Here is a 23,424-nt window from a genome sequence, read left to right as displayed (position 1 = left end):
GGTCGCCCATGCGTGCCGTCGCCGCCGCAACCTGCCTTTCCTTGTCCATGGTCCTCGCCGCGTGCGGCGGGCCGCAGGCGCTGCCGCCGGAGGCGGGGTATGGCCCCAATCCCACCCTGCCGGCGCCGGCGGCCAGCCTCATCCCGCAGGTCAAGGTCGCCGACGCGATCGGCTGGCCTGAGGGTCGCATGCCGACGCCGGCCGAAGGCCTGCGGGTCCAGGCCTTCGCCAGCGGGCTGGACCATCCGCGCTGGCTGTACCGGCTGCCAAACGGCGACGTGCTGGTGGCCGAGTCCAACGCTCCGCCGAAACCCGAGGACAAGCAAGGCGGCGTCCGCGGCTGGTTCATGGGTCTGTTCATGAAGAAGGCCGGGGCCGGCGTGCCGAGCGCCAACCGGATCACCCTGCTGCGCGACGCCGACGGCGACGGGACGGCGGAGTTGAAGACGCCCTTCCTGACCGACCTGACCTCGCCCTTCGGCATGGCGCTGATCGGGTCGACCCTCTACGTCGCCAACGCCGACGCCGTGGTGGCCTTCCCGTACCAAACGGGCCAGACGCGGATCACGGTCGCCGCGCGCAAGGTCGCCGACCTGCCGGCCGGCCGGAACCACCACTGGACCAAGAGCCTGGTCGCCTCGCCCGACGGCGCGCGACTGTATGTGGGGGTCGGTTCGAATTCGAACATCGGCGAGAATGGGCTGGACGAGGAGGTCGACCGCGCCGCCGTTCTTGAGATCGACCCCGCGACCGGCGCCCGGCGCGTCTATGCCTCGGGCCTGCGCAACCCCGTCGGCATCGACTGGAACCCCGCGTCCGGCGCCCTGTGGGTCGCGGTCAACGAGCGGGACGAGCTGGGGCCGGATCTGGTCCCGGACTACATGACCTCGGTCCGGCCCGGCGGGTTCTATGGGTGGCCCTGGAGCTATTACGGCCAGATCGTGGACGAGCGGGTCCGGCCCGCCAATCCCGACATGGTCGCCCGGGCGATCAAGCCGGACTATGCGCTGGGATCGCACACGGCGTCGCTGGGCCTCGCGTTCTCGCAAGGCTCGCTTCTGCCGGAGCGGTTCCGGAGCGGCGCCTTCGTGGGCCAGCACGGATCCTGGAACCGCAAACCGCCGAACGGCTACCAGGTGATCTTCGTGCCCTTCGCCGGGGCCATGCCGGACGGCATGCCGATCCCGGTGCTGACGGGCTTTCTGGACGAGGAGGGCCGCGCCATGGGCCGGCCCGTCGGCGTCGCCTTCGACGGACGGGGCGCCCTGCTGGTCGCGGACGACGTCGGCAATGTGATCTGGCGGGTGTCGCCGGCGGCGCCGACCAATTGAAGAACCCCGGCCGAAGCCGGGGTTCAGGGTTCTCCAGTCCGGAGAACGGCTCACTGGCCCGGAAACGGCTGGACCTGGATCGTCGGAGCCGGCGGCGTCGCGGTCGGGGCGACGGGGGCGGGAGCGAAGGTCGGCGCGGTCGCGCTCCGCGTCGCCTGCGCGCGGTTCAGATCGGCCGTGGCCTCGTCGCCCGCATCGTCGGCCGCGGTCGACTCGACCGGAGCGGCGGCGGGCGCCGTGCGGCGCTGGACCGGGGCCGCGCGACGGACCGGAGCGGGCGCTGCGACCGGGGCGGCGGCCACCGGGGCGGTCGCCACCGGCTCCGCCGGGCGAAGGGCCGTCAGGGCGGCGGGGTCGCTCGCGGCGGTCGAAGTCATCAGATCGGTCAGCGGAGCCTGGGCCAAGGCCGGAGCCGACGCTGCCGGCGCCTCGACGACCTCGGCCTCGCCGCCGTTCATCAGCATCGCGGCGGAGGCGCCGCCGACCACCAGCACGCCCAGGGGCGCGAGGATCATCCACGTCTTGAAGCCGCGGGCCCCGGCACGGCCGCGGGCGGCGCGCTTGCGGGCGTAAACGGGGACGTAGGCCTCTTCGACGACGTCGTCGCGACGGTCATACTCGTGGTCGGTATAGGTGACGCTCATGGTCTTCCTCCTTGCGTTGGTTGACTGAACCCCGATATCGGAGGGACGTTCCGGCGTCGCCAGTCGAGCCGCCAAGATACCTTGAGCGTGCCACAGTTATGGCGACGCTGAACCTGCGCAGTTTCTTTGGAAATGCTTCGGCATTGTGGCCGATCAACCGCGAACTGCTTGTCGGGGTCGGGCAGAAAAACGGCGAAGTTTACCCTGCGTCGTGCCGGAGGGGTCACAGGCCTGCGACGAACGCCATCGACATTCCCCTGGTGGTTGACCACGGGGGACGGCGCCGTCATCACCGACGTCAGGGGCAGCCTTGGCACGAGGGAATCACCGACCGATGGGCCTGATCGCCGACATCCGACGCGACGTGCGGTTCGCGAAGGGGCTCAGCCGCCTGCTGAAGCGCATCAAGCCCGTGTCGCTCGACAGCCTCGACCTGGTCTGCGACGACGTCGAGGAAGCGGTCGACAAATTCGGCGACCGGATCGCCGTCGAGGACGAGCGGCGCGCCGTCAGCTACCGCGAGTTCGACCAGCTGGCCAACCGCTTCGGCCACTGGGCGCGGGGCCGCAATCTGAAGCGGGGCGACGTGATCGCCCTGATGATGTGCAACCGGGTGGAATACCTGGCGGCCTGGGTCGGATTTTCCAAGGTCGGCGTGACGACGGCCCTGATCAACACCAACCTGACCGGTCAGGCGCTGGCCCACTGCATCGCCATCGCCAACACCAGCCAGGTCGTCGCCGACGAGACGTGCTGGAAACAGGTCGAGGAGGCCCGCCCCTTCATCGACCGGCATCTGATGCTGTGGGTGCTGGGCCTGAACGACGCCGACGAGACCAGCGACCGGCGCGATCTGGACAAGCCGGTGCGCGGCGCCAGTTCGGTGCGCCCGCCGCGGAACCTGCGCCATGGCCTGACCAACCGCTCGACGGCCCTGCTCATCTACACCTCGGGCACCACCGGGCTGCCGAAGGCCGCGCGCGTGACCCATGCGCGGGCCCGCACCTACATGCGGGCCTTCGCCGGCTGCACCGAGGCGACGGAGAAGGACGTCACCTTCAACGTCCTGCCGCTTTATCACTCCACCGGCGGCCTCGTGGGCGTGGGACCGGCCCTGCTGAACGGCGGGCGGCTGGTGCTGCGCAAGCGCTTTTCCAGCACGAACTTCTGGCCGGACGTGAAGGCCTCGGGCGCGACCCTGTTCGTCTACATCGGCGAGCTGTGCCGCTATCTGGTCAACGCGCCGGAGACGCCGGGCGAGCGGGATCACAAGCTGCGCCTCGCCTACGGCAACGGCATGCGTCCGGACGTCTGGGAAGAGTTCCAGCCGCGCTTCAACATCCCCAGGGTGCTGGAGTTCTACGGCTCGACCGAGGGCAACGTCTCGGTCTTCAACTTCGACGGCAAGATGGGCGCGATCGGCCGCGTCCCGGGCTTCCTGAAGAAGCAGATCAACATCCGCCTGGTCGAGTTCGACCTCGACACCGAACTGCCTGTGCGCGGCTCCGACGGCCTTTGCCGTCTGGCCCGCCCGGGCGAGATCGGCGAGGCGATCGGCCTGATCGCCGACGACAACCGGCACGACTTCTCCGGCTACGCCGACAAGGCCGCCAGCCAGAAAAAGGTTCTCACCGACGTCTTCAAAAAGGGCGACCGCTGGTTCCGCACCGGCGACCTGATGCGCCAGGACCGTCAGGGCTATTTCTACTTCGTCGACCGCATCGGCGACACCTTCCGCTGGAAGGGCGAGAACGTCTCGACGGCCGAGGTCGAGCAACGTCTGGCCGACGCGCCAGGGGTGAAGGAAGTCGTGGCCTACGGCGTCCCCGTGCCGGGTCAGGAGGGCAAGGCCGGCATGGTCGCCCTGGTCACCGACGGCAAGTTCGAGCCCGCCGCCTTCGCCGAATGGGTGGACCGCGAGCTGCCGACCTACGCCCGGCCCTGCTTCGTGCGCCAACTGAAGGCCGCCGACACCACCGGCACCTTCAAGTACCGCAAGTCCGATCTCGTCGCCGACGGCTTCGACCCCGACCGCGTCCCCGGCGGCGTCTGGGTCAAGGGCGGCAAGAACGGCTACACGAAGCTGTCGGCCAAGGCGCGGGAAGCGATCCTGACGGGCGAGACGCGGCTGTAAGCGCCTCCGGCAACTCCGGATTAAGCATTAACGGGCCAATGTTCGCCGGACGTCCCTCTCCCGGCCGAAGGCTTTTCCGCGCCCATGTTCCAGATCATCGGCATCGTCCTGCTGTTCGGCATGGTGTTCGGCAGCTACATCCTGGCCGGCGGCAAGATGGAGGTGATCCTCCACTCCCTGCCCTATGAGCTGATGGCCATTCTGGGCGCGGGCGTCGCGGCCTTTCTCATCGGCAACTCGGTCGGCACGATCAAGGCGACGCTGGGCGGGTTCGCCAAGGTGTTCGCCGGGCCCAAGTGGAAGCGGCAAGACTACAAGGATCTGCTCTCGCTGCTGTTCCAGCTGACCAAGACGATGAAGTCCAAGGGCGTGATCGCCCTGGAAAGCCACATCGAGAAGCCGGCGGAGTCCACGATCTTCCAGAAGTACCCGAAGATCCTGAAGGACCACTTCGCCACGGACTTCATCTGCGACACCCTGCGCATGATGACCATGAACCTCGAGGATCCGCACCAGATCGAGGACGCCATGGAGAAGCAGCTGGAGAAGCACCACCACGAGGGCCTCGCCGGCGCCCACGCCCTGCAGACCATGGCCGACGGCCTTCCCGCGCTGGGCATCGTGGCCGCCGTGCTGGGGGTCATCAAGACCATGGGCTCGATCACCGAGCCGCCGGAGGTGCTGGGCGGCATGATCGGCGGCGCCCTGGTCGGCACCTTCCTTGGCGTGTTCCTGGCGTATGGACTGGTCGGGCCGATGGCCAGCCGCCTGAAAGAGATCGTCGACGGCGACGGCGCCTTCTACAAGATCATCCAGTCGGTGCTGGTGGCCCACCTGCACGGCAACGCCGCCCAGATCTCCTGCGAGATCGGCCGCGGCGACATTCCTTCCGGCGCCCAGCCCAGCTTCGCCGAGATGGAAGAGACGCTGTCGAACGCTCCGACCGAGGCCTGACGATCACGGGCGGTCACGGAACCGTCATCGGACGACCGGGGTTATCTCCTGCAGGTCCCGGCGCCGCGCCGGACTGAACGGGAGAGTTTCCATGACGTCTCGCACCCTGATGCTGGCCGCCGCCGGCGCCGCCGCCCTGAGCCTTTCCGCCTGCAACCGTCCGGCCGAAGAACCCGCCGTCGACGAGGCCGCCATGGACGCCGAGTCCACGACGGCCACGGGCGACATGGCCTCCGGCTCGACCGAATCTTCGGCCGCGACGTCCGGCGCGTCGGGCGCGTCTTCGGGCGGCTCGGGTTCCACCTCGACCGGCGGCACGGCCGGTTCGACCTCGGGCACGTCCGGCTCCGTCGCCGTCACCGGCCAGGTCGACAGTTCCATCCCCGCCGATGCGCCCTCGCGCAACACGCGCGAGACCCAGGCGGCCGCCGGCACCCAGACGGGCCAGGTCATGCCGTACGCCTATTCGCCCACCAATCCTCAACTCGACAAGAAGAACTGAGCGATGCGAAGGACCCTTCTGATCGCCCTGGCGGCCGCCGCAACCGCGGGCGTGTCCGCCTGCGGGCAACCGGCGGAAGACCGGGCTTCGGTCCCGCAGGGCGCGGAACCGGGCGCCGCCCCGCCCGAGCCGACCCCGCCGGGCGCCCTGCAGCCGGAGCCGGCGCCGCCCCCGGAGGACGGCACGCCGCCTCCGCAGATCAACCCGGGGCCGGGCGACCCGCCGCCGGTCCTGCCGGTCGAGCCGAGCGCCTCCGCCCCGACGCCGCCGCGCTGACGTCGGCAGGCGACTTCCCACGGATCACGAACCCGTGAGAATTCGCTTGCGGGGGGGCTCACGATTCCGTTATTGCAGGGGTGCGGGGATTCATGACCCCGTGATCCTCCTTAAGGAATTTCAAAATGCGCATCGTTGCCCTGATCGCCGCTTCGGCCGCCGCCCTGGCCCTGGCCGCCTGCCAGCCCGCCGCCGAGGACAAGGCCGCTGAAGCCGAAGCCGCCGCCGGCGAAGCCACCGAAGCCGCCGCCACGGCCGAAACCGCCGCCGCCGAAGCCGGCGCCGCCGCCGCGACCGCCGAAACCGCCGCTGCCGACGCCGCGACGGCTCCGGCCGCCGACGCCGCTGCCGCTCCGGCCGCTGCCGAAGCCCCGGCTGCCGCTCACTAAGTTGAGCTGAAGAGGCCTTCGGGCCTCTGACGGAAAGGGCCGCTCCTCACGGGGCGGCCCTTTTTCGTTGCGCGAAAGGCGCTCGTGGTGGCACCGCGAGCGCGATGACCGAAGACCGCTCCCCCCGACTGGACTGGACCGAAGACGGCGCGCCGGTCTCCGGCCGTTTCGGCGACGTCTACTTTTCCCGCGAGGATGGGCTGGCCGAGAGCCGGGCGGTCTTCCTGTCGGGCTGCGGCCTGCCGGACGGATGGGCCGGCCGCGACCGGTTCACCGTGGCCGAGCTGGGCTTCGGGACGGGGCTCAACGTCGCCGCCCTGATCGACCTCTGGCTCCGGACGCGACCGGCAGGCGGTCGCCTGCACGTCTTCTCCGTCGAGGCCTTCCCTCTGTCGCGCGAGGAGGCCGGCAGGGCGCTTTCCGCCTGGCCCGAACTGGCGGACGTCACGGCCGCGCTGATCGCCGCCTGGCCTTCCGGGACGCCGGGCTTCCACCGGCTTCTCCTGCCGCGCGACTGGGGCGTGACCCTCGATCTGGCGGTGGCGCCCGTCGAAGGCGCCCTCATGGACTGGAGCGGTCGCGCCGACGCCTGGTTTCTCGACGGCTTCGCCCCCGCCGCCAATCCGGAGATGTGGAGCCACGCCGTGCTCGACCTCGTCGCGGCCCGCTCGGCCCCCGGCGCGGCGGCGGCGACCTTCACCGTCGCCGGCGCGGTGCGGCGCGGCCTTCAGGACCGCGGCTTCACGGTCGACAAGCGCCCCGGCCATGGCCGCAAGCGCGAACGGCTGGAGGCGCGGGCGGCGGGAACGATCGCCCCAACATCGCCCAAGCGGCGCGTCGCGGTCGTCGGCGGCGGCGTCGCCGGCCTCGCCACGGCGCGCGCGCTCCTCGAACTGGGCGCCGAGCCGATCCTGATCGAGGCGGAGGCGCCGGGCGCCGGCGCGTCGGGTTTCCCGGCCGCCCTGGTCACGCCGCGGCTCGACGTCGGCGACCGCGACATCGCCGCCCTGTTCGCCCAGTCCCTCGCGCGCGCGGGTGACCTTTACGACGCCGTCGACGGCGCGGTTCTGGCGCGGGGCGTGATCCAGCTCGAGCAGACGGCCCGGGACGGCGCGCGCTACGACAAGGTCGCGGTGCAGGACCTCTGGCCCGCGGGCGCGATGACCCGGCTGTCTGCGGATGAGACGGCCCGCCGGCTGGGCGGACCCCGGGCGGACGGGGGACTGCTCATGGCTCGGGCGATGGTCGTCCGCCCGCCCATGGTGCTGGAGGCGTGGGCCGCCGGCGTCGAGCTCGCACGCTTGCGCGCGATCGCTGTGGAGACTCAGGGTCGGGGCGTCCTCATCAGGAGCGACGACGGCGCGACCCTGGAGGCCGACGCCGTCGTTCTGTCCGCGGGATGGGGCCTGGACGCCCTGGCGCCGGAGCTGGGACTGCGTCCCGTGCGCGGACAGGCGGAATGGATCGAGGGACCAGGCGGCCCCGTCGCCGCGTGGGGCGGCTACGTCGCGCCCACGGTCGACGGCCTCCTGTTCGGCGCGACGCACGATCGGGATCGCACCGACGTCGGCGTCGACCCGGCGGACACCAAGCGCAATCTGGACGCCCTCGCCGCGCGCCTGCCGCACCTCGCCGCTCAGGTCGGCCGCACGACGATCCGGCACGCGCGAGCGGCGATCCGCGCGACCACGCCCGACCGCCTGCCCGTCGCAGGCGCGCTGGGTGACCGCGTCTTCGTGCTGGGGGGCCTGGGCTCACGCGGCTTCGCCCTGGCCCCTCTGCTGGGCGAGCACGTCGCCGCCCTGGCGGTCGGCGCGCCCTCCCCCCTTCCCGCGCGACTGGCCACGCGCGTGTCGCCGGTCCGGCTTGCGGAACGGCGTGATCGCAAGGATCGTTAAGGCGAGGAAGGCGGAGGAACAGATCATGCGCATCCTGCTCATCGCGGCCACGGCCGCCGCCGTCTCGGCATCGGCCTGCGCGCCGACGACGGACGGAATGACCGAAGACGGCTCGCCCCGGGCCGAGACCCGCTGCTTCAGCAGCGACCAGGTCCGCAATTTCCGTCAGGGCCGGACGGGTCAGGTGTTCGTGCGCGCCGCAAGCGGCGACGTGTTCGAGATCGAAGCCTACGGCTGCAACAACCTGGACTTCGCGCAGCGGCTCGCCTTCCTGCCGGACGCCGGCGGAATCGGCGGGGGGCGCCTGTGCACGTCGGACTCCCTGCGCATCGCCACGCCCGGCGCGTCCTCGTCCACCGACGTCTGCCGCGCCCGCGTGATGCGCGTGCTGACCGCCGAAGAGATCGCCGCCCTGCCCAGCCACCAACGTCCGTGAGGCCGTCAATGAAACGCCTGCTCCCCGCCCTTCTGCCGATCGCCGGATTCGCCCTCTCGGCGTGCGCGGCGGGCGACGTGCCGCCCGCCACCGTGGACGGGGGACGAGGCGAACGCGCCTGCTTCATCCCGGACACAGTCCGCAACTTTCGCGCCGCCAGCGACGCCCAGGTCTACGTCCGGGCCGGACGGGGGCAGGTTTATGAACTGAACAGCGGCTTCTGCCGCGGAATGTCCTCGGCCCGCAGCATCGCGCTGACGGCCGGTCCGGGCGGAGGACGGGCCTGCGTCGGCGACTCCGTCGAAATCGCCGTCTCGGGCCCCGGACTCCAGGGCGAGAACGACACGCGCTGCCGGGCGCGCGTCGAGCGCCGCCTGACGGAGGGCGAGATCGCGGCGCTGGAGCCCCGGCTGCGCCCCTGACGCGTCAGCCGCCCGGCTTCGGCTGGGCGTAGCCCAGGCGCCGGTTCAGCTTTTCGATCAGGTCGATGGCCGTTTCGGCGACGACCGAGCCGGGCGGATAGACGGCGGCCACGCCCGCGTCGAGCAGCGGCTGGACGTCGGCGGGCGGGATCACCCCGCCGACGACGACCATGATGTCCTCGCGCCCCAGCTTCTTCAGCTCGGCGATCAGTTCGGGCGCAAGGGTGAGATGGCCGGCGGCGAGGGAGGAGGCCCCCACGGCGTGGACGCCCTTCTCCACAGCCTCCCGGGCCGCCTCGGCCGGAGTCTGGAACAGGCTGCCGGCCGTCGCCTCGAAGCCGAGGTCGCCATAGGCGGTGGCGACCACCTTCTGGCCCCGGTCGTGTCCGTCCTGACCGAGCTTGGCGATCAGGATTCTGGGCGGTCCGCCGTCGTTCTCCACGAAGGCGGCGACCATGTCGCGGGCCCGGGCGAAGCGCGCGTCGCGGCCCGCCTCCTTCGCATAGACGCCCGAGACCGTCTGAACGGTGGCCACGTGCCGGCCGAAGGCGGCCTCCAGCGCATCGGAAATCTCGCCGACGGTGGCCTTGGCCCGCGCCGCGTCGATCGACAGGGCCAGGAGGTTTCCGTCCCCCTTGGCCCCGGCCGTCAAGGCGTCGAGCGCCGCCCGCGTCGCGGCCTCGTCGCGTTCGGCGCGCAGCCGCCTCAGCTTGTCGATCTGGGCGGCCAGAACGGCGGCGTTGTCGACCTTCAGCACCGGGATGTCGTCGATCTGGTCGGACAGGTAGCGGTTCACGCCGACGACCGTCTGCTGGCCGGTGTCGATCCTGGCCTGGGTCTTCGCCGCCGACGCTTCGATGCGCAGCTTGGGCACGCCGGCCTCGATGGCCCGGGCCATGCCGCCCAGCGCCTCCACCTCGGCCATGTGGGCGCGCGCCTTTTCGGCCAGTTCGTGCGTCAGCCGCTCGACGTAGAAGCTGCCGCCCCACGGATCGATGACGCGGGTCAGCCCCGTCTCCATCTGCAGCAGCAACTGGGTGTTGCGGGCGATGCGGGCCGAGAAGTCGGTCGGCAGGGCGAGGGCCTCGTCGAGACTGTTGGTGTGCAGGCTCTGGGTCTGGCCGCCGGCCGCGGCCATGGCCTCGACCATGGTGCGCGACACGTTGTTGAAGACGTCCTGCGCCGCCAGAGACCAGCCGGACGTCTGGCAGTGCGCGCGCAGGGCCAGCGATTTCGGATTCTTCGCCCCGAACTTGGCGACCGCTTCGGCCCACAGCAGGCGGCCGGCCCGCATCTTGGCCACCTCCATGAAGTAGTTCATGCCGATGGCCCAGAAGAAGCTCAGGCGCGGCGCGAAAGCGTCCACGTCCATGCCCGCCTCGACGCCCGCCCGGACGTACTCGATCCCGTCCGACAGGGTGTACGCCAGCTCCAGATCGGCGGACGCCCCCGCCTCCTGCATGTGATAGCCGCTGATCGAGATCGAGTTGAACTTCGGCGCGTGCGCCGCCGTCCAGGCGAAGATGTCCGCGATGATCCGCATCGAGGGCTGGGGCGGATAGATGTAGGTGTTGCGGACCATGAACTCCTTGAGGATGTCGTTCTGGATGGTCCCGGTCAGCTTTTCGGGCGAGACGCCCTGCTCCTCGGCCGCCACGACGTAGAGCGCGAGGATGGGCAGTACGGCGCCGTTCATGGTCATCGACACCGACATCTGGTCCAGGGGGATGCCGTCGAACAGGGTCCGCATGTCGTAGATGCTGTCGATGGCCACGCCCGCCATGCCGACGTCGCCCTTCACGCGCGGATGGTCGCTGTCGTAGCCACGGTGCGTGGCCAGATCGAAGGCGATCGACAGTCCTTTCTGCCCGGCGGCCAGATTGCGCCGGTAGAAGGCGTTCGATTCCTCGGCCGTGGAGAAGCCCGCGTACTGGCGCACCGTCCACGGATTCTGGGCGTACATGGTCGGATAGGGGCCGCGGTGGTACGGCGCGATGCCGGGCAGACCGTGGATGAAGTCCAGTCCGTTCAGGGCTGACGCGTCATAGGCGGGCGCGATCTCGATGCCTTCGGGGGTGGACCATGACTCCCGCGCGGGACCCGCGCCGACCGGCGACAGATCGAGGGCGATCTTCGAGAAATCCGGAGCGCTCATCGGGCGCCCCCCCCCTCGAGGGAGGCGGGGAGGCGGATGGGCGTCATGGGCACGCAGGCGTCGCCGCCGCCGTCCGGCGCAGCCACGGGCTTGGGCGTCGCCGCCGCCGGTCGGGGATGCGGATCGACGAACTTCGTCACCCCGACCAGATGGGCGCCGCCGTTCGCCAGCGCCGCCTCGAGCGTCTGACGCGCCCTGGCGACGCGCGGCTGGATCAGATGGCCGCGCAGGCATTCCACGACCCCGCCCTCGGACTGGATCCACAGGAACTCGGCCCAGGCCGCCTCGGCCAATTCGCGCGTGCGCTGGTCCAGATACCAGCTGCCCGCCGCCGGATCGTCCGCCCGACCGAGGTTCGCTTCTTCCATGAGCACCAACTGGGTGTTCCGCGCCTGCCGCCGGCCGAAGTCGTCGGGGACCCCGCACGCCTGCGTGAAGGCGTCCAGAACCACGGCGTCCGCCCCGCCGACCGCCCCGGCGAAGCCTGCCGCGGTCAGCCGCAGCAGGTTGGGCCAGGGGTCCCGCGCCGACAGCATTCGCCGCGACGACCGCGCCTCGATGCTGGCGTCCAGCTCGACGCCGTAGCCGACGCAGATCGACCGCCACATCAGGCGCAGGGCCCTCACCTTGGCCACACCGTCGAAGTATTCCTGATCCACCGCCACGCCGAGGACCGTGCCGTGCAGCGCCGCCTCCGGCGACATTCCGGCCCCGCGCGCGGCCTCCACCAACGCCACGGCGTTCGCGGCGGCGAAGGCCAGTTCCTGGGCGATCGATCCGCCGGCCTCATGCGCCGCCCGTCCGGAGGCCAGGAAGAAGCTCGCTTCGGGATAGGCGTCGGCATGACGCGCCGCGGTGTTGGCCGCCAGGGTCAAGTGCTCTTCAAGCGTCCGCGGAGCCTCCCCCGTCGCGGCGAAGGCGGAGACGGGGTCCATGTGGAACATCAGGCGGGCGCGCGGCGCGCCCTTGGCCACCACGGCCAGGGCGTTGGCCGCGTCGGGCCCGCGGAGACCGGCGTCCAGTCCCACGGCGGCGAGCTCTAGCGCCACCCCGTCCAGGGCGCGGCCGAGAGGCTCGCTGTCGGCCAGCACCGCGCCGGACAGGAGCACCGAGGCGGCGCCGCCTTCCAGCTCGGCCAGCACCTGCCTGTTCGCCTCGACCGGATCGTCGGACTCCACCTGCGCCCGCAGTTCCCAGGCGCGTCCGTCGGCGTCCGAAGGCCGGGGCGCGAACAGCGGGGTCACGCCGGTCGCGGCGGCGTAAAGCGGCCGCACGGCCAGGCCGTCCGCATCGAGATGAACCAGACTCTCCGGCGACCGGTCCTTCAGCGCCTTCTCGGCAAGGAGGCGCCAGTCGGCGGGCGTGGGGGTCGGAAAGGCGACGTTCGGCATGGCGGCTTAATGCGGCCGGGCGCGAACCGGGTCAAACCGCCTTGACCCGCCGCGGGCCGGGCCGCACCTGACGCCCATGCCCGACGCCTTCTCACCCGACGACTTCGCCCGGCCCGTGGACGAGGTCGCGCGGCGGCTCATCGGCGCGATGCTGTCGGTCGACGGCGTCGGCGGCCGCGTCGTCGAGACCGAAGCGTATGACGCGGGCGATCCCGCCGCCCACAGCTTCCGCGGTCCCACGACCCGCAACGCGGCCATGTTCGGGCCGGTGGGGCACGCCTACGTCTACCGCATCTACGGCCTGCACTGGTGCCTGAACCTCGTCTGCGGCGACCGCCCGGGCGGGGCCGTTCTGATCCGGGCGCTGGAACCGACGCAGGGTCTGGAAGCGATGCGCGCGCGCCGGGGCGTCGAGACCGCGCGCCTGCTGTGCTCCGGACCGGCCCGGCTTTGTCAGGCGCTGGGCGTCGACGCCTCGCTCGATCACGCTCCGATGCTGGCGGCGCCTTTCTCGCTGACGCCGGGCGCGGCGTCCCCTGCCTTGGCGTGCGGCCCGCGCATCGGCATCACCAAGGCCGCAGACCTGCCCCGTCGCTGGGGCGAAGCCGGCTCCCCGTGGCTGAGCCGTCCCTTCGCACGGTGTCCGCTCGCCTTTCAGGCGAATATCGGAACGAGCGATTGACGACCGGCTTGACCGTATGCTCGTTAACCATATCTCGGATACCGAGGTTCGGCTGGAGGGGATGTCCATGATCGAGTTGCTTTCGACGGCGCTTACTTTTTCGCTGACCGCGGGCATGGCCATGCCGGACCCGCACGGCTGCCCGGAGCGGCCGCATACCGACCACGAATACTGCGAGTGCACCCGCGTGGTGGACTTCTATCGTCCGGTTTCGCCCGGGGCGCCCATCCGCATCACGCCTCCGGGCATCCGCGTCATCGGCCGTCCGGTCGACGTCGCCGGCCCGGTGATTCACATCGCCGGACCGCCGGTCTACGTCGACGCCCCGCCCGTGCGCGTGCGTCCGGCGCAGATCTTCATCGAGCGGCCGGAAGTCATCGTGCGTCCGTCCGAGGTGATCATCGATCCGCCGGAAGTGCGCTTCGCCGACTGCCGCGACCGCACGGACTGCGTCGCGCCGGAGTGATCCGGACCGGGATCGAAAAAGGCGCCGGGCGACCGGCGCCTTTTTTCACGGGCGGAACTCAGCGGCCGCAGAAGGCCCGCGCCTCGCGCGCCAGATTCAGATGCCCGGCCTGCAGCGCCGCGTTCACCGCGGCTTCGCAGCGTCCTTCAGCCAGCAGCCCGGCCACGTCGCGCCTCCTGGCGTCATAGGCGGCGGCGGCGTCCTTGAGTTCCCGGGCCCGCCGACGGTCTCCCGGAAGGCAAAGCGACCACCACCCGGCGTCGGCGCATCGGGTCACCAGCGCGCGGTCCGCCTCGCTGAGCACGCCCACGTCCGCGGGCGCCCCGGCGGGCGCGGTCGCCGGCTGGACGGAGAGACTCCGCGGCGGCTGCTCGACCACCCGGATTTCCGGCATCTGGTAGCGGCAGACCCAGCGCTCCCCTTCCATGGCGCAGCCCTGGAGGGTCGCCACGGCGGACTCTCCCGCGGCAGGCCGGGGTGCGGCAGGCGGCGGCGGGTCCTGCACGCCCGGCGCCGGGTCCTGCGCCGACGACGCGATCGTCAGGGACAGCAGCAAGGCGAGCATCGGCCGACCCCTCCCTCATCCGGGAAAAACCCTGCGCCATGCCCGGGATGCTGACAAGCGCGACCTGATCAGGACGCTTCGGGGCGAGCGTCCGTCTCCGTGACCGCCGACGGCGTCCTGATGGCGAACACGTACGGTCGCGGACGGTTTCGCGCGGCAGAAATGCGAACTTCCCGAAGTCGGGCGGCCGTCAGGCCACGGCGGTGGCGTTTCCGCCGCTGCGATCGGCGTCGGCGTCCAGTTTGGCGATCAGCTCGTCCAGCGGAACCGGACGGCCGACGTAGTAGCCCTGGGCCATGTCGCAGCCCATGCCGCTGAGCAGGGCCAGAGAGGTCTCGGTCTCCACGCCCTCGGCGGTGACCTTCATGCCCAGGCCGTGGGCCAGGTCGATGGTCGACTTGACCAGCAGGGCGTCGCGAGACGACTGGTCCAGCCCCATGACGAAGGCCTTGTCGATCTTCAGTTCGTCGGCCGGAATCCGCTTCAGATAGGCGAGCGACGACAGGCCGGAGCCGTAGTCGTCCAGCGAGACCGAGATGCCGCCCGCCACCAGCCGGTCGATGATGCGCAGCGCGGCCTCCGGATCGTGCATGGCGGCGGTTTCGGTGATTTCGACGCGCAGCCGGCCCGCAGCGCCGCGGGCGGCGACGATCAGGGTTTCGGCGAAGCTTTCGTCGGCCAGCAGTCGGCCGGACAGGTTGACCGACATGCAGACCTGGTGGCCCGCGTCGGCCAGACGGCGCTGGTCGTCGATGGCGCGGCGGACGGTCCATTCCGTCAGGGCGCGGATGTGGCCGGTCTCCTCGGCCATGCCGATGAACAAGTCGGGCGGCACCGCCCCGCGGCGGGGGTGGGTCCAGCGCATCAGGGCTTCGACGCCCGTCACCCGGCGCGCGCGGCAGTCCCACTTGGGCTGATAGGCGACGCCGACCTGATCGTGCGACAGCGCCGACATCAGTTCGCTGATGAGGGACAGGGCCGCGGCGGGGTCGCCGTAGGCCTCCTCGTCGAACCGGCCCCAGGGACGATGGGCCGCGCGGGCCTGTTCCACCGCCACGGCGGCGCGATCGATGGGGGAATCCAGCTTGGCGCCCGGCCCGCCCCGGCCCGCCACACCGACGCGCAGCGACACGTCGATGGGGGCGCCCGCGACGATGATGGGGCTTTCCGAGGCCTGCAGCAGGCGTGCGACCATGTCTTCCACGGCGTCGGCGTCCTTGCCGGCCATGGCGAGCCCGAGCGCGTCCGCGCCGATCCGGGCGATGGCGGCGCCGCCCGACAGCACGGCCAGACGCGCGCCGAGAGTGCGCAGCAGGGCGATCATGGCGTCATGACCGATCGCGCCCCGGACGACCTCATGGCGGTCGAGCCCGACGACGACGACGCGCACGTCTGGGGTCCGCGCGCACTGGCGCTCGAGAAAGCGGCGGTTGGGCAGGCCGGTTTCGTGATCGTGCAGGGCCAGATGGGTCAGCTTGTCCTCGCGATCGCGCAGGACCGAAACCATGGCGTTGAAGCCCTTCGACAGGCGGCCGATCTCGTCGTCGGACGTGACCTCGACCTCGACGTGCTCGCCCTTCTGCAGAGCCAGCACGGCGTCGTTCAGGCGGTCGATCGGGCGGGTCACGGTGCCGGAGGCGGCCAGACTGCCGAGCGTCAGCATGGCGGCGCCGACCAGACCCGCGACGGCCAGCCAGACCAGGAACATGTCCTCGCCGAGGCTCAACCCCATCGAGGCGCCGACCACGGCAAGCACCGACGCGACCAGAAGGGTCTGGATCAGCAGCATCCGCACGCCCAGCGTCGACAGTGCGGACAGCCGGACGGGTCCGCGCGCGGCGGGGCGGGAGGCGGTCGGACGGGGCGACGGGTCCATGGCCATCGTCCCATACCTAGGGGGCCCGGCTGAACGTCGGGTGTGCAGGCGTGGTTTAACGGAGGTGAACGGGTCAGGCCGCGCGGCGGCGACCTGTGGACGATTCCTGCTCGAACAGGGCGGCCAGATTCTCCACCATGGCCCCGCCCAGCTGCTCCACGTCGGCCAGCGTCACCGCGCGTCGGTACCACCGGGTCACGTCGTGGCCGATGCCGATGGCCAGCAGCTCGGCCGGCGAGCGATTTTCGATGTCCGCGATCACCTCGCGCAGGTGCCGGTCCAGATACAGCGGCTGGTTGGCCGACTGGGTCGAGTCGTCCACCGGCGAGCCGTCGGAGATGACCATCAGGATGCGCCGCTGCTCCGGGCGCGCCATCAGCCGTTCGTGCGCCCACAGCAGGGCCTCGCCGTCGATGTTCTCCTTCAACAGGCCCTCGCGCATCATCAGGCCGAGGTTCTTCTTCGCCCGGCGCCACGGAGCGTCCGCCGCCTTGAAGATGATGTGGCGCAAGTCGTTCAGGCGACCGGGATTGGCCGGCTTGCCCGCCGTGATCCACGCCTCTCGGCTCTGCCCGCCCTTCCAGGCGCGGGTGGTGAAGCCCAGGATCTCCACCTTCACGCCGCAGCGTTCCAGCGTCCGCGCGAGGATGTCGGCGCAGACCGCCGCCACCATGATCGGCCGGCCCCGCATGGAGCCGGAGTTGTCGAGCAGCAGGGTCACGACCGTGTCGCGGAACGGGCTGTCGCTCTCGGCCTTGAACAGCAGGGGGCTGGTCGGATCGACGATCACGCGGCTCAGGCGCGCGGCGTCCAGCACGCCCTCTTCCAGATCGAAGGTCCAGCTGCGGCTCTGCTGGGCCATCAGGCGGCGCTGCAGTTTGTTGGCCAGCCGGGCCACGACCGACGACAGGGCCGAAAGCTGCTGGTCCAGCAGGGCGCGCAGCCGCCCCAGCTCGACCGGATCGCACAGGTCGGCCGCGTCGATCGTCTCGTCGAAGGCGGTGGTGAAGACGCGATAGGCGGCGGGGTCCGGCCCGTTCGCGCCCTTGCCCGACCGCTGCGGCGGGGCGTCGGGCATCTCCTCGCCCATGTCGGAGGCGTCGCCGTCGCTCTCGACGGGGCTGCCGTCCGGGCGCGACTGGCGCTCCTGATCGGACTGGTCGTCGTCGGCCGTGCCCTCCATCGATTGGCCGTCGCCGCCGCCGGGGTCCTCATCGTCCTCGTCCTGATCGTCGGCCGCGTCCGGCTCCTGGGGATCGGGCTCATCTTCGCCGGCGTCGTCCGAGGCGTCGTCGCCCTGACCGTCGCCGGGGTCGAGGTCCAGCGCGCGCAGCACCGCCTTCATCCGCTCGGTGAAGACCGTCTGGTCCTCCGCGGCGTCGACCAGGGCGTCCAGCTCCCTGCCCGCGCGCGTCTCCAGCGCGTCGCGCACCAGATCCAGCAGCGCCCCGGCGCCGTCCGGCGCGCGCGTGCCGGTCAGGCGCTCGCGCACCATCAGGGCCACGGCCTCGTTCACCGGCACTCGCTCGGCGTCGGTGACGCGCAGGGCGCCGGTCCGCTCCAGCCGCGTCAGGGTGGCGGCGTCCAGATTGGCGCGCACTCCGGCCATGACCCGCGCGCCCAATCCCTCGACCCGAGCCTGCTCCAGCGCGTCATAGACCTCGGCCGCCTGCGGATCGGACGGTCGCGAGCGGCCGTGGAGGGCCTCGTCGTGGTTGGCGAGGCGCAGCGCCATGCGGTCGGCCTGGCCCCGCAGGTTCGCCGCCTCCGGCCCCGATGGATCGCGTGGCGGATGCGGCAAGACCAGCCCGTCCGCGGTCAGCCGCGGCCCGTCGGAGCCGTAGCTGACCTCCAGCTCCGCCCGCTCGGCCAGGGCCCGCGCGGCATGGGCCAGCGCGCGCTTGAAGACCTCCTGCGGGCTGTCGTCGGCCATGCCTTATGCGGCCTTCCGCGAGTCCAGCCACCGCACGGCGTCGGCGTCGCGCGCGCTGAGCTCCGGGTATTCGGGATCGGAGCCGACGTCCGGCACGCGCCGCCAGGAGCGGGCGCACTTCGCATGCCCGGCCACCTGGACCTCGACCGTCACGGCGTCGCCGCCTTCGCGGAGCTCGGCGCCCGAGGTGCGGAACACCTCGGCGGCATCCAGCCCCTCGAATGGTGCGAAGATCCCCGCCGGGCCGGTGACGATCGGCCATGCGTCGAGCGCGCCGCCGATGCGCTTGTCGCGGCGCGCGGCCTCGAGGGCGTCGTTGACGACTTCCAGCACCGTCTCGACTTTCGCCCACCGCCCGGCCTCGGCCGCATTCTCCCACGCGGCCGGGGTCTCCGGGATCACCCGCGCGCAGTTCGAGCCGCCCTCCGGCGCGAACGTGCCCCACGCTTCTTCCATCGTGAAGGGCGTCAGCGGGGCCAGCCAGGCGGTCAGGCGCAGGAAGACCTCGTGCATCACCGTGCGGGCCGCCCGCCTGCGGATCGCGTCGGGGCGGTCGCAGTACAGGCTGTCCTTGCGGACGTCGAAATACAGCGCCGACAGGTCGCCGGAGCAGAACTCCAGCACCGGCCGGACGACGTCCTGGAAGCGGTACTCGGCGTAGGCCGCGCGCACCTGCCCATCCAGCTCCCACAGGCGGTGCAGGATGAACTTCTCCAGCGGCGGGAACTGGTCGTAGTCGGTGATCCGCTCGGCCTCGTCGAAGCCGTTCAACGCGCCCAGCAGATAGCGGACGGTGTTCCTCAGCTTGCGATAGGCGTCGACCGTGGTCTGCAGGATCTGCTTCCCGATCCGCTGGTCCTCGGCATAGTCCACCAGCGCCACCCACAGGCGCAGGATGTCGGCGCCCGATTCCTTGATGACCACGGCGGGGTCGGTGGTGTTGCCCCGCGACTTGGACATCTTCTCCCCGTTCTCGTCCTGGGTGAAGCCGTGCGTCAGGACCGCGCGATAGGGGGCCCGGCCGCGGGTGCCGCAGCCTTCCAGCAGGTTGGACTGGAACCATCCGCGATGCTGGTCCGACCCTTCCAGATACAGGTCCGCCGGCCAGTGGCTGTCGGCGCGACCCTCCAGCGTGAAGGCGTGGGTGCAGCCGCTGTCGAACCAGACGTCCAGGATGTCGGTGATCTTCTCGTAGTTGGCCGGGTCGTGCACGCCCAGGAAGTCGGCGTCGGGCCGCTCGAACCACGCGTCGGCCCCGCCCTCGCGCACGGCGGCCAGGATGCGGGCGTCCACCTCAGGATCGTTCAGCGGCTGGCCGGTGTGCTTGTCCACGAACATGGCCAGCGGCGTGCCCCAGGCGCGCTGGCGGCTGATCAGCCAGTCGGGTCGGCCCTCGACCATGGACCGGATGCGGTTCTTGCCCGCCGCCGGATGGAAGGACGTGTCGTCGATGGCCGTCAGCGCCAGTTCCCGCAGCGTGTCTCCGCCCTTCAGCGGCGCGTCCATCTTGATGAACCACTGCGGCGTGTTGCGGAAGATGACCGGCGCCTTGGAGCGCCAGCTGTGCGGATAGGAATGCTCCAGCCGGCCGCGCGCCAGCAGGTTTCCGGCCTGGATCAGGGCTTCGGTCACCGCCTTGTTGGCCGGGCCGAACTTGCCGATCTTGTCCTTCTTGCCCTCGGTCTCGATGACCTTCAGGCCCGCGAACAGGGGGACGGAGGGATAGTAGGCGCCGTCCGGGTCCACCGTGTCGGGCACCTCATGATGGCCGTGCGCCTTCCACACCTCATAGTCGTCGGCGCCGTGGCCGGGCGCCGTGTGCACGAAGCCCGTGCCCGCGTCGTCCGTGACGTGGTCGCCGGCCAGGAGCGGCACCGAGAAGCCGTAGCCGGAATGCAGCGCCGCCAGCGGGTGGGCGCACTCCAGGCCCGAGGGATTGATCGCGTCTATCCGCGTCCAGGCCGCGATCTTCGCGGCCTTGAAGACGTCCTCGGCCAGCTTGTCGGCGACGATCAACCGGTCGCCCGGTTTGGCCCAGGGCTCGAACTCCAGCCCCGTCTCCATCGCCGTGACCTCGTACAGGCCATAGTCGATCTCGGGGCCATAGCTGATCGCCCGGTTGGCCGGGAGGGTCCACGGCGTGGTCGTCCAGATCACCACAGAGGGCGTCGCGTGGCGGAAGGCCAGCAGGTCGTCGTCGTGGTCGTCGCTCGCGCCCGTCACCGGGAATTTCACCCAGACCGTGGGGCTGACGTGGTCGTGGTACTCGATCTCCGCGTCGGCCAGCGCCGTGCGCTCGACCGGCGACCACATCACAGGCTTGGAGCCGCGATACAGCTGTCCGGAGTTCTTGAAGCGGTGGAACTCCGCGACGATGGCCGCCTCGGTGGAGAAGTCCATGGTGGCGTAGCGGTTCGCCCAGTCGCCCAGCACGCCCAGCCGCTTGAACTGGGCCATCTGCACGTCGATCCAGCCGGCGGCGTACTCGCGGCAGGCGGCGCGGAAGGCGGCCTTGGACACCTCGTCCTTGCGCTTGCCCTCGGCGCGGAACCGCTCCTCGATCTTCCACTCGATGGGCAGGCCGTGGCAGTCCCAGCCGGGCACGTAATCGACGTCCTTGCCCAACAGGAACTGCGACCGCACCACGAAGTCCTTCAGCGTCTTGTTCAGCGCATGGCCGATGTGGATGTCGCCGTTGGCGTAGGGCGGGCCGTCGTGCAGCACGAACAGCGGGGCGCCCTGCGACTGCCGCAGCTTGCGCAGGTCGCCGTACAGGTCGCCCCACTTCGCCAGGATCTCCGGCTCCTTCTGAGGCAGGCCGCCGCGCATGGGAAAGGGCGTCTCCGGCAGGAAGACGGTCTCGCGCCAGTCGCGCGTGGGGGAAGCAGCAGTGTCGCCGGCGTCGGCCATGAGTCTCTCGTCGTTCGATCGTTCGCGTGAAGTTCGAAATGATCCCGGCGTGCGCGGGGAAGGCCCTGCGGCGCTACGCCGGGCGGCTAATCGAAATCACACGGATCACGCGGACGGTCATGGTGTCTGCGGTCTATCAGCCGCGGGGGGCATTCGCCAGTGCCTCGCGCGCCGCGGCGGCGTCCGCCTCGATCTGGGCCTTCAGGGCGTCGAGGCCCTCGAAGCTCTTTTCCGGGCGCAGGAACGCGACCAGTTCCGTCTCCACCGTCTGGCCGTACAGATCGCCGTCGAAGTCGAACAGCCAGACCTCCAGAAGCGGCTCCTCCAGCCGCCACATCGGCCGCACGCCAAGGCTGGCGACGCCGTCGACGACGCGGCCGTCGGGCAGACGCGTCCGCGTCGCATAGACCCCGAAGGCGGGACGCATGTAGTCGCCCAGCGGCACGTTGGCCGTCGGCACGCCGATCGTGCGGCCGCGCTTGTCGCCGTGGATCACCTCGCCCTCGATGGCGAAGGGCCGGCCCAGGATGGCGGCGGCGCGCGCCATGTCTCCGGCATTCAGGGCCTCGCGCACCGCGCTGGACGACAACTTCAGCCCACCGGCGTCGTCGATCCGGTCGACTGTGGAGACGGTGAAGCCCAGCCGCCCACCCAGCGCGCGAAGCGCCTCGGGCGAACCCGTGCGCCCCTTGCCGAAGGTGAAGTCGAAGCCGACCGCCGCGTGCCGAATGCCGAGGCCGTCGGCCAGCACGTCCCCGGCGAACGCCTCATGGGTCATCGCCGCCATTTCGGCGTCGAACGGCAGCAGGAACAGCGTCGCGACGCCCAGATCGCCCAGCGCGCGCGCCATCTGGTCGGGCGTCATCAGGCGGAAGGGGGCGGCGTCCGGCTGGAACCAGCGGCGAGGATGCGGGTCGAAGCTGACGACGGCCAGGGGGGCGCCCAGGCGCTCGGCCGCCTCGCGCGCCTGCGCGATCACGGCCTGATGTCCCCGGTGCACGCCGTCGAAGGCGCCCACCGCCACCGCCGCGCCCTTCAGCTCCGCCGGCAGGTCGCGCCAGGCCCGGACGATGCGGGCGGCCATTCTCAGTCCCGGGCCGGTCGGCGTCGGCGCGGCACGCGCACGGTGGCCTCGCCGTCCAGCACGACGTCGTCCCCGACCAGGCCCTCGCAGCGCAGCGTCACCCGCGCGCTCTCCTGATCGATCGCCGCCACGGTGACGCGCGCGGTCACCACGTCGCCGATCCGCACCGGCTTGTGAAAGGCGGTGTTCTGACTCAGAAAGATGGACCCTGCGCCGGGCAGGATCATCCCCACGACCGCCGATCCGAACGACGCCGAAAGCAGGCCGTGCGCGATGCGCCCGCGATAGGCGGTCTTCGCGGCGAACGCCTCGTCGACGTGCAGCGGGTTGAAGTCGTCCGAGGCCTCGGCGAACTGCTGGATGCGCGCCTCGTCCACCGGAACGGCCTTCTCGGCCGTCATGCCGACCGACAGTTCCTCGAGGATGTAGCCGCCCGACGGATGGGCCTGAACGCTCTGGGTCATGAGCCGGGCTTAGCCGCGTCCGCCCGCTTTGGCCACTCTCACCAGGCGAGTTCGAGCGCCGCGTACCTGGCCGTCAGACCCTCGGCCTCCAGCAGGGCCCTGGCCCGCGCCGGATCCAGCAGGCCGTCGTCGTCGGCCGCCGCGTCGTGGATGCCCGCGGCGACGAACAGGCAGTCCAGCCCCTGATCGTTCGCGCCCTTCACGTCGGTGACGACGCCGTCGCCGACGCACAGCACCCGAGCGCGATCGACCGGGCGACCCAGCAGACGCTCGGCCTCGATCATCGACAGGTCGTAGATCGGGGCGAACGGCTTGCCGGCCAGCGTCACCGGCCCCCCCAGCTCGGCGTAGAGGTCGGCCAGCGCGCCGCCGCAATAGATCAGGTCGTCGCCCTTGCGCACGACCTTGTCCGGATTGGCGCAGATCATCTCGATCCCGCGGGCGGCGGCGGGCAGGAACCGCTCGCGATAGTCCTCGGGCGTCTCGACGGCGTCGTCGTAGGGACCGGTCACGGAGATGAAGGCCGCGTCCCCGGCGCCGTGCGCCGTCTTCAGACCCAGCCCCTCGTAGAGCGGCCAGTCGCGGTCCGGACCGATCACCCAGGCCGGCCCCGGCGCCCGGTCGGCCAGCACCATGCGGGTGGCGTCGCCCGAGGTGACGAAGGCGTCCCAGCTCTCACGCGGCACGCCCAGCCGGTCCAGCTGTGCCACCACGTCCGAGGAGGGCCGCGGCGAGTTGGAAACCAGCACGACCCTGCCGCCCTGCTCGCGGAACCTCGCCAGCGCCTCGCACGGCCCCGGCCAGCTCTCCCGGCCGTTGTGGATCACGCCCCAGACGTCGCAGAACAGCACGTCATAGTCGCCGGCGACCGCTTCCAGATGAGGCAGGGGCGCGGGCGGGGCGCTCATTCGG

21 protein-coding genes are annotated in these 23,424 nt (G+C 71.2%); 11 read left to right on the top strand and 10 right to left on the bottom strand.

Features of this window, described 5'->3' with window-relative positions; genetic code table 11:
* The first annotated feature begins 47 nt into the window (after nucleotides 1–47).
* On the top strand, nucleotides 48–1,331 hold the full coding sequence (locus EFJ44_RS04010; protein WP_241209668.1) for a PQQ-dependent sugar dehydrogenase: 1,284 nt from the start codon (nucleotides 48–50) through the stop codon (nucleotides 1,329–1,331).
* A 50-nt stretch (nucleotides 1,332–1,381) separates the two neighbouring features.
* On the opposite strand, the gene EFJ44_RS04005 is transcribed toward EFJ44_RS04010, so the two are convergent.
* On the bottom strand, nucleotides 1,382–1,975 hold the full coding sequence (locus EFJ44_RS04005; RefSeq protein WP_125255872.1) for a hypothetical protein: 594 nt from the start codon (nucleotides 1,973–1,975) through the stop codon (nucleotides 1,382–1,384).
* Nucleotides 1,976–2,309: 334 nt separating this feature from the next.
* Between EFJ44_RS04005 and EFJ44_RS04000 the strand changes: the two genes are divergently transcribed.
* The 8 genes from EFJ44_RS04000 to EFJ44_RS03965 all read left to right on the top strand — a co-directional run bounded on the left by EFJ44_RS04000 (nucleotide 2,310) and on the right by EFJ44_RS03965 (nucleotide 8,986).
* Entirely contained in the window at nucleotides 2,310–4,109 is a 1,800-nt protein-coding gene (locus EFJ44_RS04000; protein ID WP_125255871.1) for a long-chain-acyl-CoA synthetase, read from the top strand.
* Between the two features lie 84 nt (nucleotides 4,110–4,193).
* Nucleotides 4,194–5,063: a flagellar motor stator protein MotA gene (gene motA, locus EFJ44_RS03995; RefSeq protein ID WP_125255870.1), complete on the top strand. Its 870-nt coding sequence runs from the start codon at nucleotides 4,194–4,196 to the stop codon at nucleotides 5,061–5,063.
* Between the two features lie 91 nt (nucleotides 5,064–5,154).
* Nucleotides 5,155–5,565 (top strand): hypothetical protein, encoded by a 411-nt coding sequence (locus EFJ44_RS03990; protein ID WP_125255869.1) that lies wholly within the window; start codon nucleotides 5,155–5,157, stop codon nucleotides 5,563–5,565.
* A 3-nt stretch (nucleotides 5,566–5,568) separates the two neighbouring features.
* The gene (locus EFJ44_RS03985) at nucleotides 5,569–5,841 is read left to right on the top strand and encodes a hypothetical protein (protein WP_125255868.1); all 273 of its coding nucleotides are present in this window, start codon (nucleotides 5,569–5,571) and stop codon (nucleotides 5,839–5,841) included.
* 125 nt (nucleotides 5,842–5,966) lie between these two features.
* Nucleotides 5,967–6,230 (top strand): hypothetical protein, encoded by a 264-nt coding sequence (locus EFJ44_RS13765; protein WP_164511840.1) that lies wholly within the window; start codon nucleotides 5,967–5,969, stop codon nucleotides 6,228–6,230.
* A gap of 104 nt (nucleotides 6,231–6,334) precedes the next feature.
* Nucleotides 6,335–8,128 carry a tRNA (5-methylaminomethyl-2-thiouridine)(34)-methyltransferase MnmC2 gene (gene mnmC2 / locus EFJ44_RS03975; RefSeq protein ID WP_125255867.1) on the top strand — a complete coding sequence of 598 codons (1,794 nt, stop codon included), beginning with the start codon at nucleotides 6,335–6,337 and terminating at the stop codon, nucleotides 8,126–8,128.
* A gap of 25 nt (nucleotides 8,129–8,153) precedes the next feature.
* Nucleotides 8,154–8,564, top strand: a complete 411-nt coding sequence (locus EFJ44_RS03970) for a hypothetical protein (protein ID WP_125255866.1) — start codon at nucleotides 8,154–8,156, stop codon at nucleotides 8,562–8,564.
* An 8-nt stretch (nucleotides 8,565–8,572) separates the two neighbouring features.
* Nucleotides 8,573–8,986 carry a DUF6491 family protein gene (locus tag EFJ44_RS03965; RefSeq protein ID WP_125255865.1) on the top strand — a complete coding sequence of 138 codons (414 nt, stop codon included), beginning with the start codon at nucleotides 8,573–8,575 and terminating at the stop codon, nucleotides 8,984–8,986.
* 4 nt (nucleotides 8,987–8,990) lie between these two features.
* Here the strand turns inward: EFJ44_RS03965 and scpA are convergent, their stop codons facing one another.
* Together scpA and EFJ44_RS03955 are read right to left on the bottom strand one after the other, a co-directional pair.
* A complete protein-coding gene (gene scpA, locus EFJ44_RS03960; RefSeq protein ID WP_125255864.1) occupies nucleotides 8,991–11,141 on the bottom strand; it encodes a methylmalonyl-CoA mutase in 2,151 nt (716 codons plus the stop codon).
* Nucleotides 11,138–12,532, bottom strand: coding sequence for a methylmalonyl-CoA mutase family protein (locus tag EFJ44_RS03955; protein WP_125255863.1), 1,395 nt, complete (start codon nucleotides 12,530–12,532; stop codon nucleotides 11,138–11,140). The genes scpA and EFJ44_RS03955 overlap by 4 nt, the downstream gene beginning before the upstream one ends.
* A 76-nt stretch (nucleotides 12,533–12,608) precedes the next feature.
* Between EFJ44_RS03955 and EFJ44_RS03950 the strand changes: the two genes are divergently transcribed.
* Entirely contained in the window at nucleotides 12,609–13,214 is a 606-nt protein-coding gene (locus EFJ44_RS03950) for a DNA-3-methyladenine glycosylase (protein ID WP_125255862.1), read from the top strand.
* Between the two features lie 67 nt (nucleotides 13,215–13,281).
* Nucleotides 13,282–13,680, top strand: a complete 399-nt coding sequence (locus tag EFJ44_RS03945; RefSeq protein ID WP_125255861.1) for a hypothetical protein — start codon at nucleotides 13,282–13,284, stop codon at nucleotides 13,678–13,680.
* Nucleotides 13,681–13,738: 58 nt separating this feature from the next.
* Here EFJ44_RS03945 and EFJ44_RS03940 read toward each other — a convergent pair whose 3' ends face one another.
* The 7 genes from EFJ44_RS03940 to EFJ44_RS03910 all read right to left on the bottom strand — a co-directional run bounded on the left by EFJ44_RS03940 (nucleotide 13,739) and on the right by EFJ44_RS03910 (nucleotide 23,420).
* The gene (locus tag EFJ44_RS03940) at nucleotides 13,739–14,245 is read right to left on the bottom strand and encodes a hypothetical protein (protein ID WP_125255860.1); all 507 of its coding nucleotides are present in this window, start codon (nucleotides 14,243–14,245) and stop codon (nucleotides 13,739–13,741) included.
* Between the two features lie 190 nt (nucleotides 14,246–14,435).
* Complete coding sequence (locus tag EFJ44_RS03935) at nucleotides 14,436–16,121, bottom strand: putative bifunctional diguanylate cyclase/phosphodiesterase (RefSeq protein ID WP_164511839.1); 1,686 nt, start codon at nucleotides 16,119–16,121, stop codon at nucleotides 14,436–14,438.
* 73 nt (nucleotides 16,122–16,194) lie between these two features.
* Complete coding sequence (cobT, locus tag EFJ44_RS03930; RefSeq protein WP_125255858.1) at nucleotides 16,195–18,054, bottom strand: cobaltochelatase subunit CobT; 1,860 nt, start codon at nucleotides 18,052–18,054, stop codon at nucleotides 16,195–16,197.
* Nucleotides 18,055–18,057: 3 nt separating this feature from the next.
* Nucleotides 18,058–20,964 (bottom strand): isoleucine--tRNA ligase, encoded by a 2,907-nt coding sequence (gene ileS, locus EFJ44_RS03925; protein WP_125255857.1) that lies wholly within the window; start codon nucleotides 20,962–20,964, stop codon nucleotides 18,058–18,060.
* A gap of 136 nt (nucleotides 20,965–21,100) precedes the next feature.
* Nucleotides 21,101–22,048 (bottom strand): bifunctional riboflavin kinase/FAD synthetase, encoded by a 948-nt coding sequence (locus EFJ44_RS03920; protein ID WP_125255856.1) that lies wholly within the window; start codon nucleotides 22,046–22,048, stop codon nucleotides 21,101–21,103.
* A 2-nt stretch (nucleotides 22,049–22,050) separates the two neighbouring features.
* A complete protein-coding gene (locus EFJ44_RS03915; RefSeq protein ID WP_125255855.1) occupies nucleotides 22,051–22,512 on the bottom strand; it encodes a MaoC family dehydratase in 462 nt (153 codons plus the stop codon).
* Between the two features lie 38 nt (nucleotides 22,513–22,550).
* On the bottom strand, nucleotides 22,551–23,420 hold the full coding sequence (locus tag EFJ44_RS03910) for a TIGR01459 family HAD-type hydrolase (RefSeq protein WP_125255854.1): 870 nt from the start codon (nucleotides 23,418–23,420) through the stop codon (nucleotides 22,551–22,553).
* Nucleotides 23,421–23,424: the final 4 nt, after the last annotated feature.

It is taken from the genome of Brevundimonas fluminis (assembly GCF_003934285.1).
Taxonomy (GTDB): domain Bacteria; phylum Pseudomonadota; class Alphaproteobacteria; order Caulobacterales; family Caulobacteraceae; genus Brevundimonas; species Brevundimonas fluminis.
This window is presented reverse-complemented; position numbering and strand designations above follow the sequence as displayed.

Excerpts from the sequence above, each read along its gene's own strand:
- EFJ44_RS03940 (WP_125255860.1), bottom strand. The coding sequence starts at position 14,245 with ATGCTCGCCTTGCTGCTGTCCCTGACGATCGCGTCGTCGGCGCAGGAC.
- EFJ44_RS13765 (WP_164511840.1), top strand. The coding sequence starts at position 5,967 with ATGCGCATCGTTGCCCTGATCGCCGCTTCGGCCGCCGCCCTGGCCCTG.
- EFJ44_RS03965 (WP_125255865.1), top strand. The coding sequence starts at position 8,573 with ATGAAACGCCTGCTCCCCGCCCTTCTGCCGATCGCCGGATTCGCCCTC.
- EFJ44_RS03910 (WP_125255854.1), bottom strand. The coding sequence starts at position 23,420 with ATGAGCGCCCCGCCCGCGCCCCTGCCTCATCTGGAAGCGGTCGCCGGC.
- EFJ44_RS03990 (WP_125255869.1), top strand. The coding sequence starts at position 5,155 with ATGACGTCTCGCACCCTGATGCTGGCCGCCGCCGGCGCCGCCGCCCTG.
- mnmC2 (WP_125255867.1), top strand. The coding sequence starts at position 6,335 with ATGACCGAAGACCGCTCCCCCCGACTGGACTGGACCGAAGACGGCGCG.
- EFJ44_RS03915 (WP_125255855.1), bottom strand. The coding sequence starts at position 22,512 with ATGACCCAGAGCGTTCAGGCCCATCCGTCGGGCGGCTACATCCTCGAG.
- EFJ44_RS03985 (WP_125255868.1), top strand. The coding sequence starts at position 5,569 with ATGCGAAGGACCCTTCTGATCGCCCTGGCGGCCGCCGCAACCGCGGGC.
- EFJ44_RS03970 (WP_125255866.1), top strand. The coding sequence starts at position 8,154 with ATGCGCATCCTGCTCATCGCGGCCACGGCCGCCGCCGTCTCGGCATCG.
- EFJ44_RS03935 (WP_164511839.1), bottom strand. The coding sequence starts at position 16,121 with ATGGACCCGTCGCCCCGTCCGACCGCCTCCCGCCCCGCCGCGCGCGGA.
- cobT (WP_125255858.1), bottom strand. The coding sequence starts at position 18,054 with ATGGCCGACGACAGCCCGCAGGAGGTCTTCAAGCGCGCGCTGGCCCAT.
- EFJ44_RS04000 (WP_125255871.1), top strand. The coding sequence starts at position 2,310 with ATGGGCCTGATCGCCGACATCCGACGCGACGTGCGGTTCGCGAAGGGG.
- EFJ44_RS03920 (WP_125255856.1), bottom strand. The coding sequence starts at position 22,048 with ATGGCCGCCCGCATCGTCCGGGCCTGGCGCGACCTGCCGGCGGAGCTG.
- EFJ44_RS04005 (WP_125255872.1), bottom strand. The coding sequence starts at position 1,975 with ATGAGCGTCACCTATACCGACCACGAGTATGACCGTCGCGACGACGTC.
- EFJ44_RS03955 (WP_125255863.1), bottom strand. The coding sequence starts at position 12,532 with ATGCCGAACGTCGCCTTTCCGACCCCCACGCCCGCCGACTGGCGCCTC.
- ileS (WP_125255857.1), bottom strand. The coding sequence starts at position 20,964 with ATGGCCGACGCCGGCGACACTGCTGCTTCCCCCACGCGCGACTGGCGC.
- scpA (WP_125255864.1), bottom strand. The coding sequence starts at position 11,141 with ATGAGCGCTCCGGATTTCTCGAAGATCGCCCTCGATCTGTCGCCGGTC.
- EFJ44_RS03945 (WP_125255861.1), top strand. The coding sequence starts at position 13,282 with ATGATCGAGTTGCTTTCGACGGCGCTTACTTTTTCGCTGACCGCGGGC.
- EFJ44_RS04010 (WP_241209668.1), top strand. The coding sequence starts at position 48 with ATGGTCCTCGCCGCGTGCGGCGGGCCGCAGGCGCTGCCGCCGGAGGCG.
- EFJ44_RS03950 (WP_125255862.1), top strand. The coding sequence starts at position 12,609 with ATGCCCGACGCCTTCTCACCCGACGACTTCGCCCGGCCCGTGGACGAG.
- motA (WP_125255870.1), top strand. The coding sequence starts at position 4,194 with ATGTTCCAGATCATCGGCATCGTCCTGCTGTTCGGCATGGTGTTCGGC.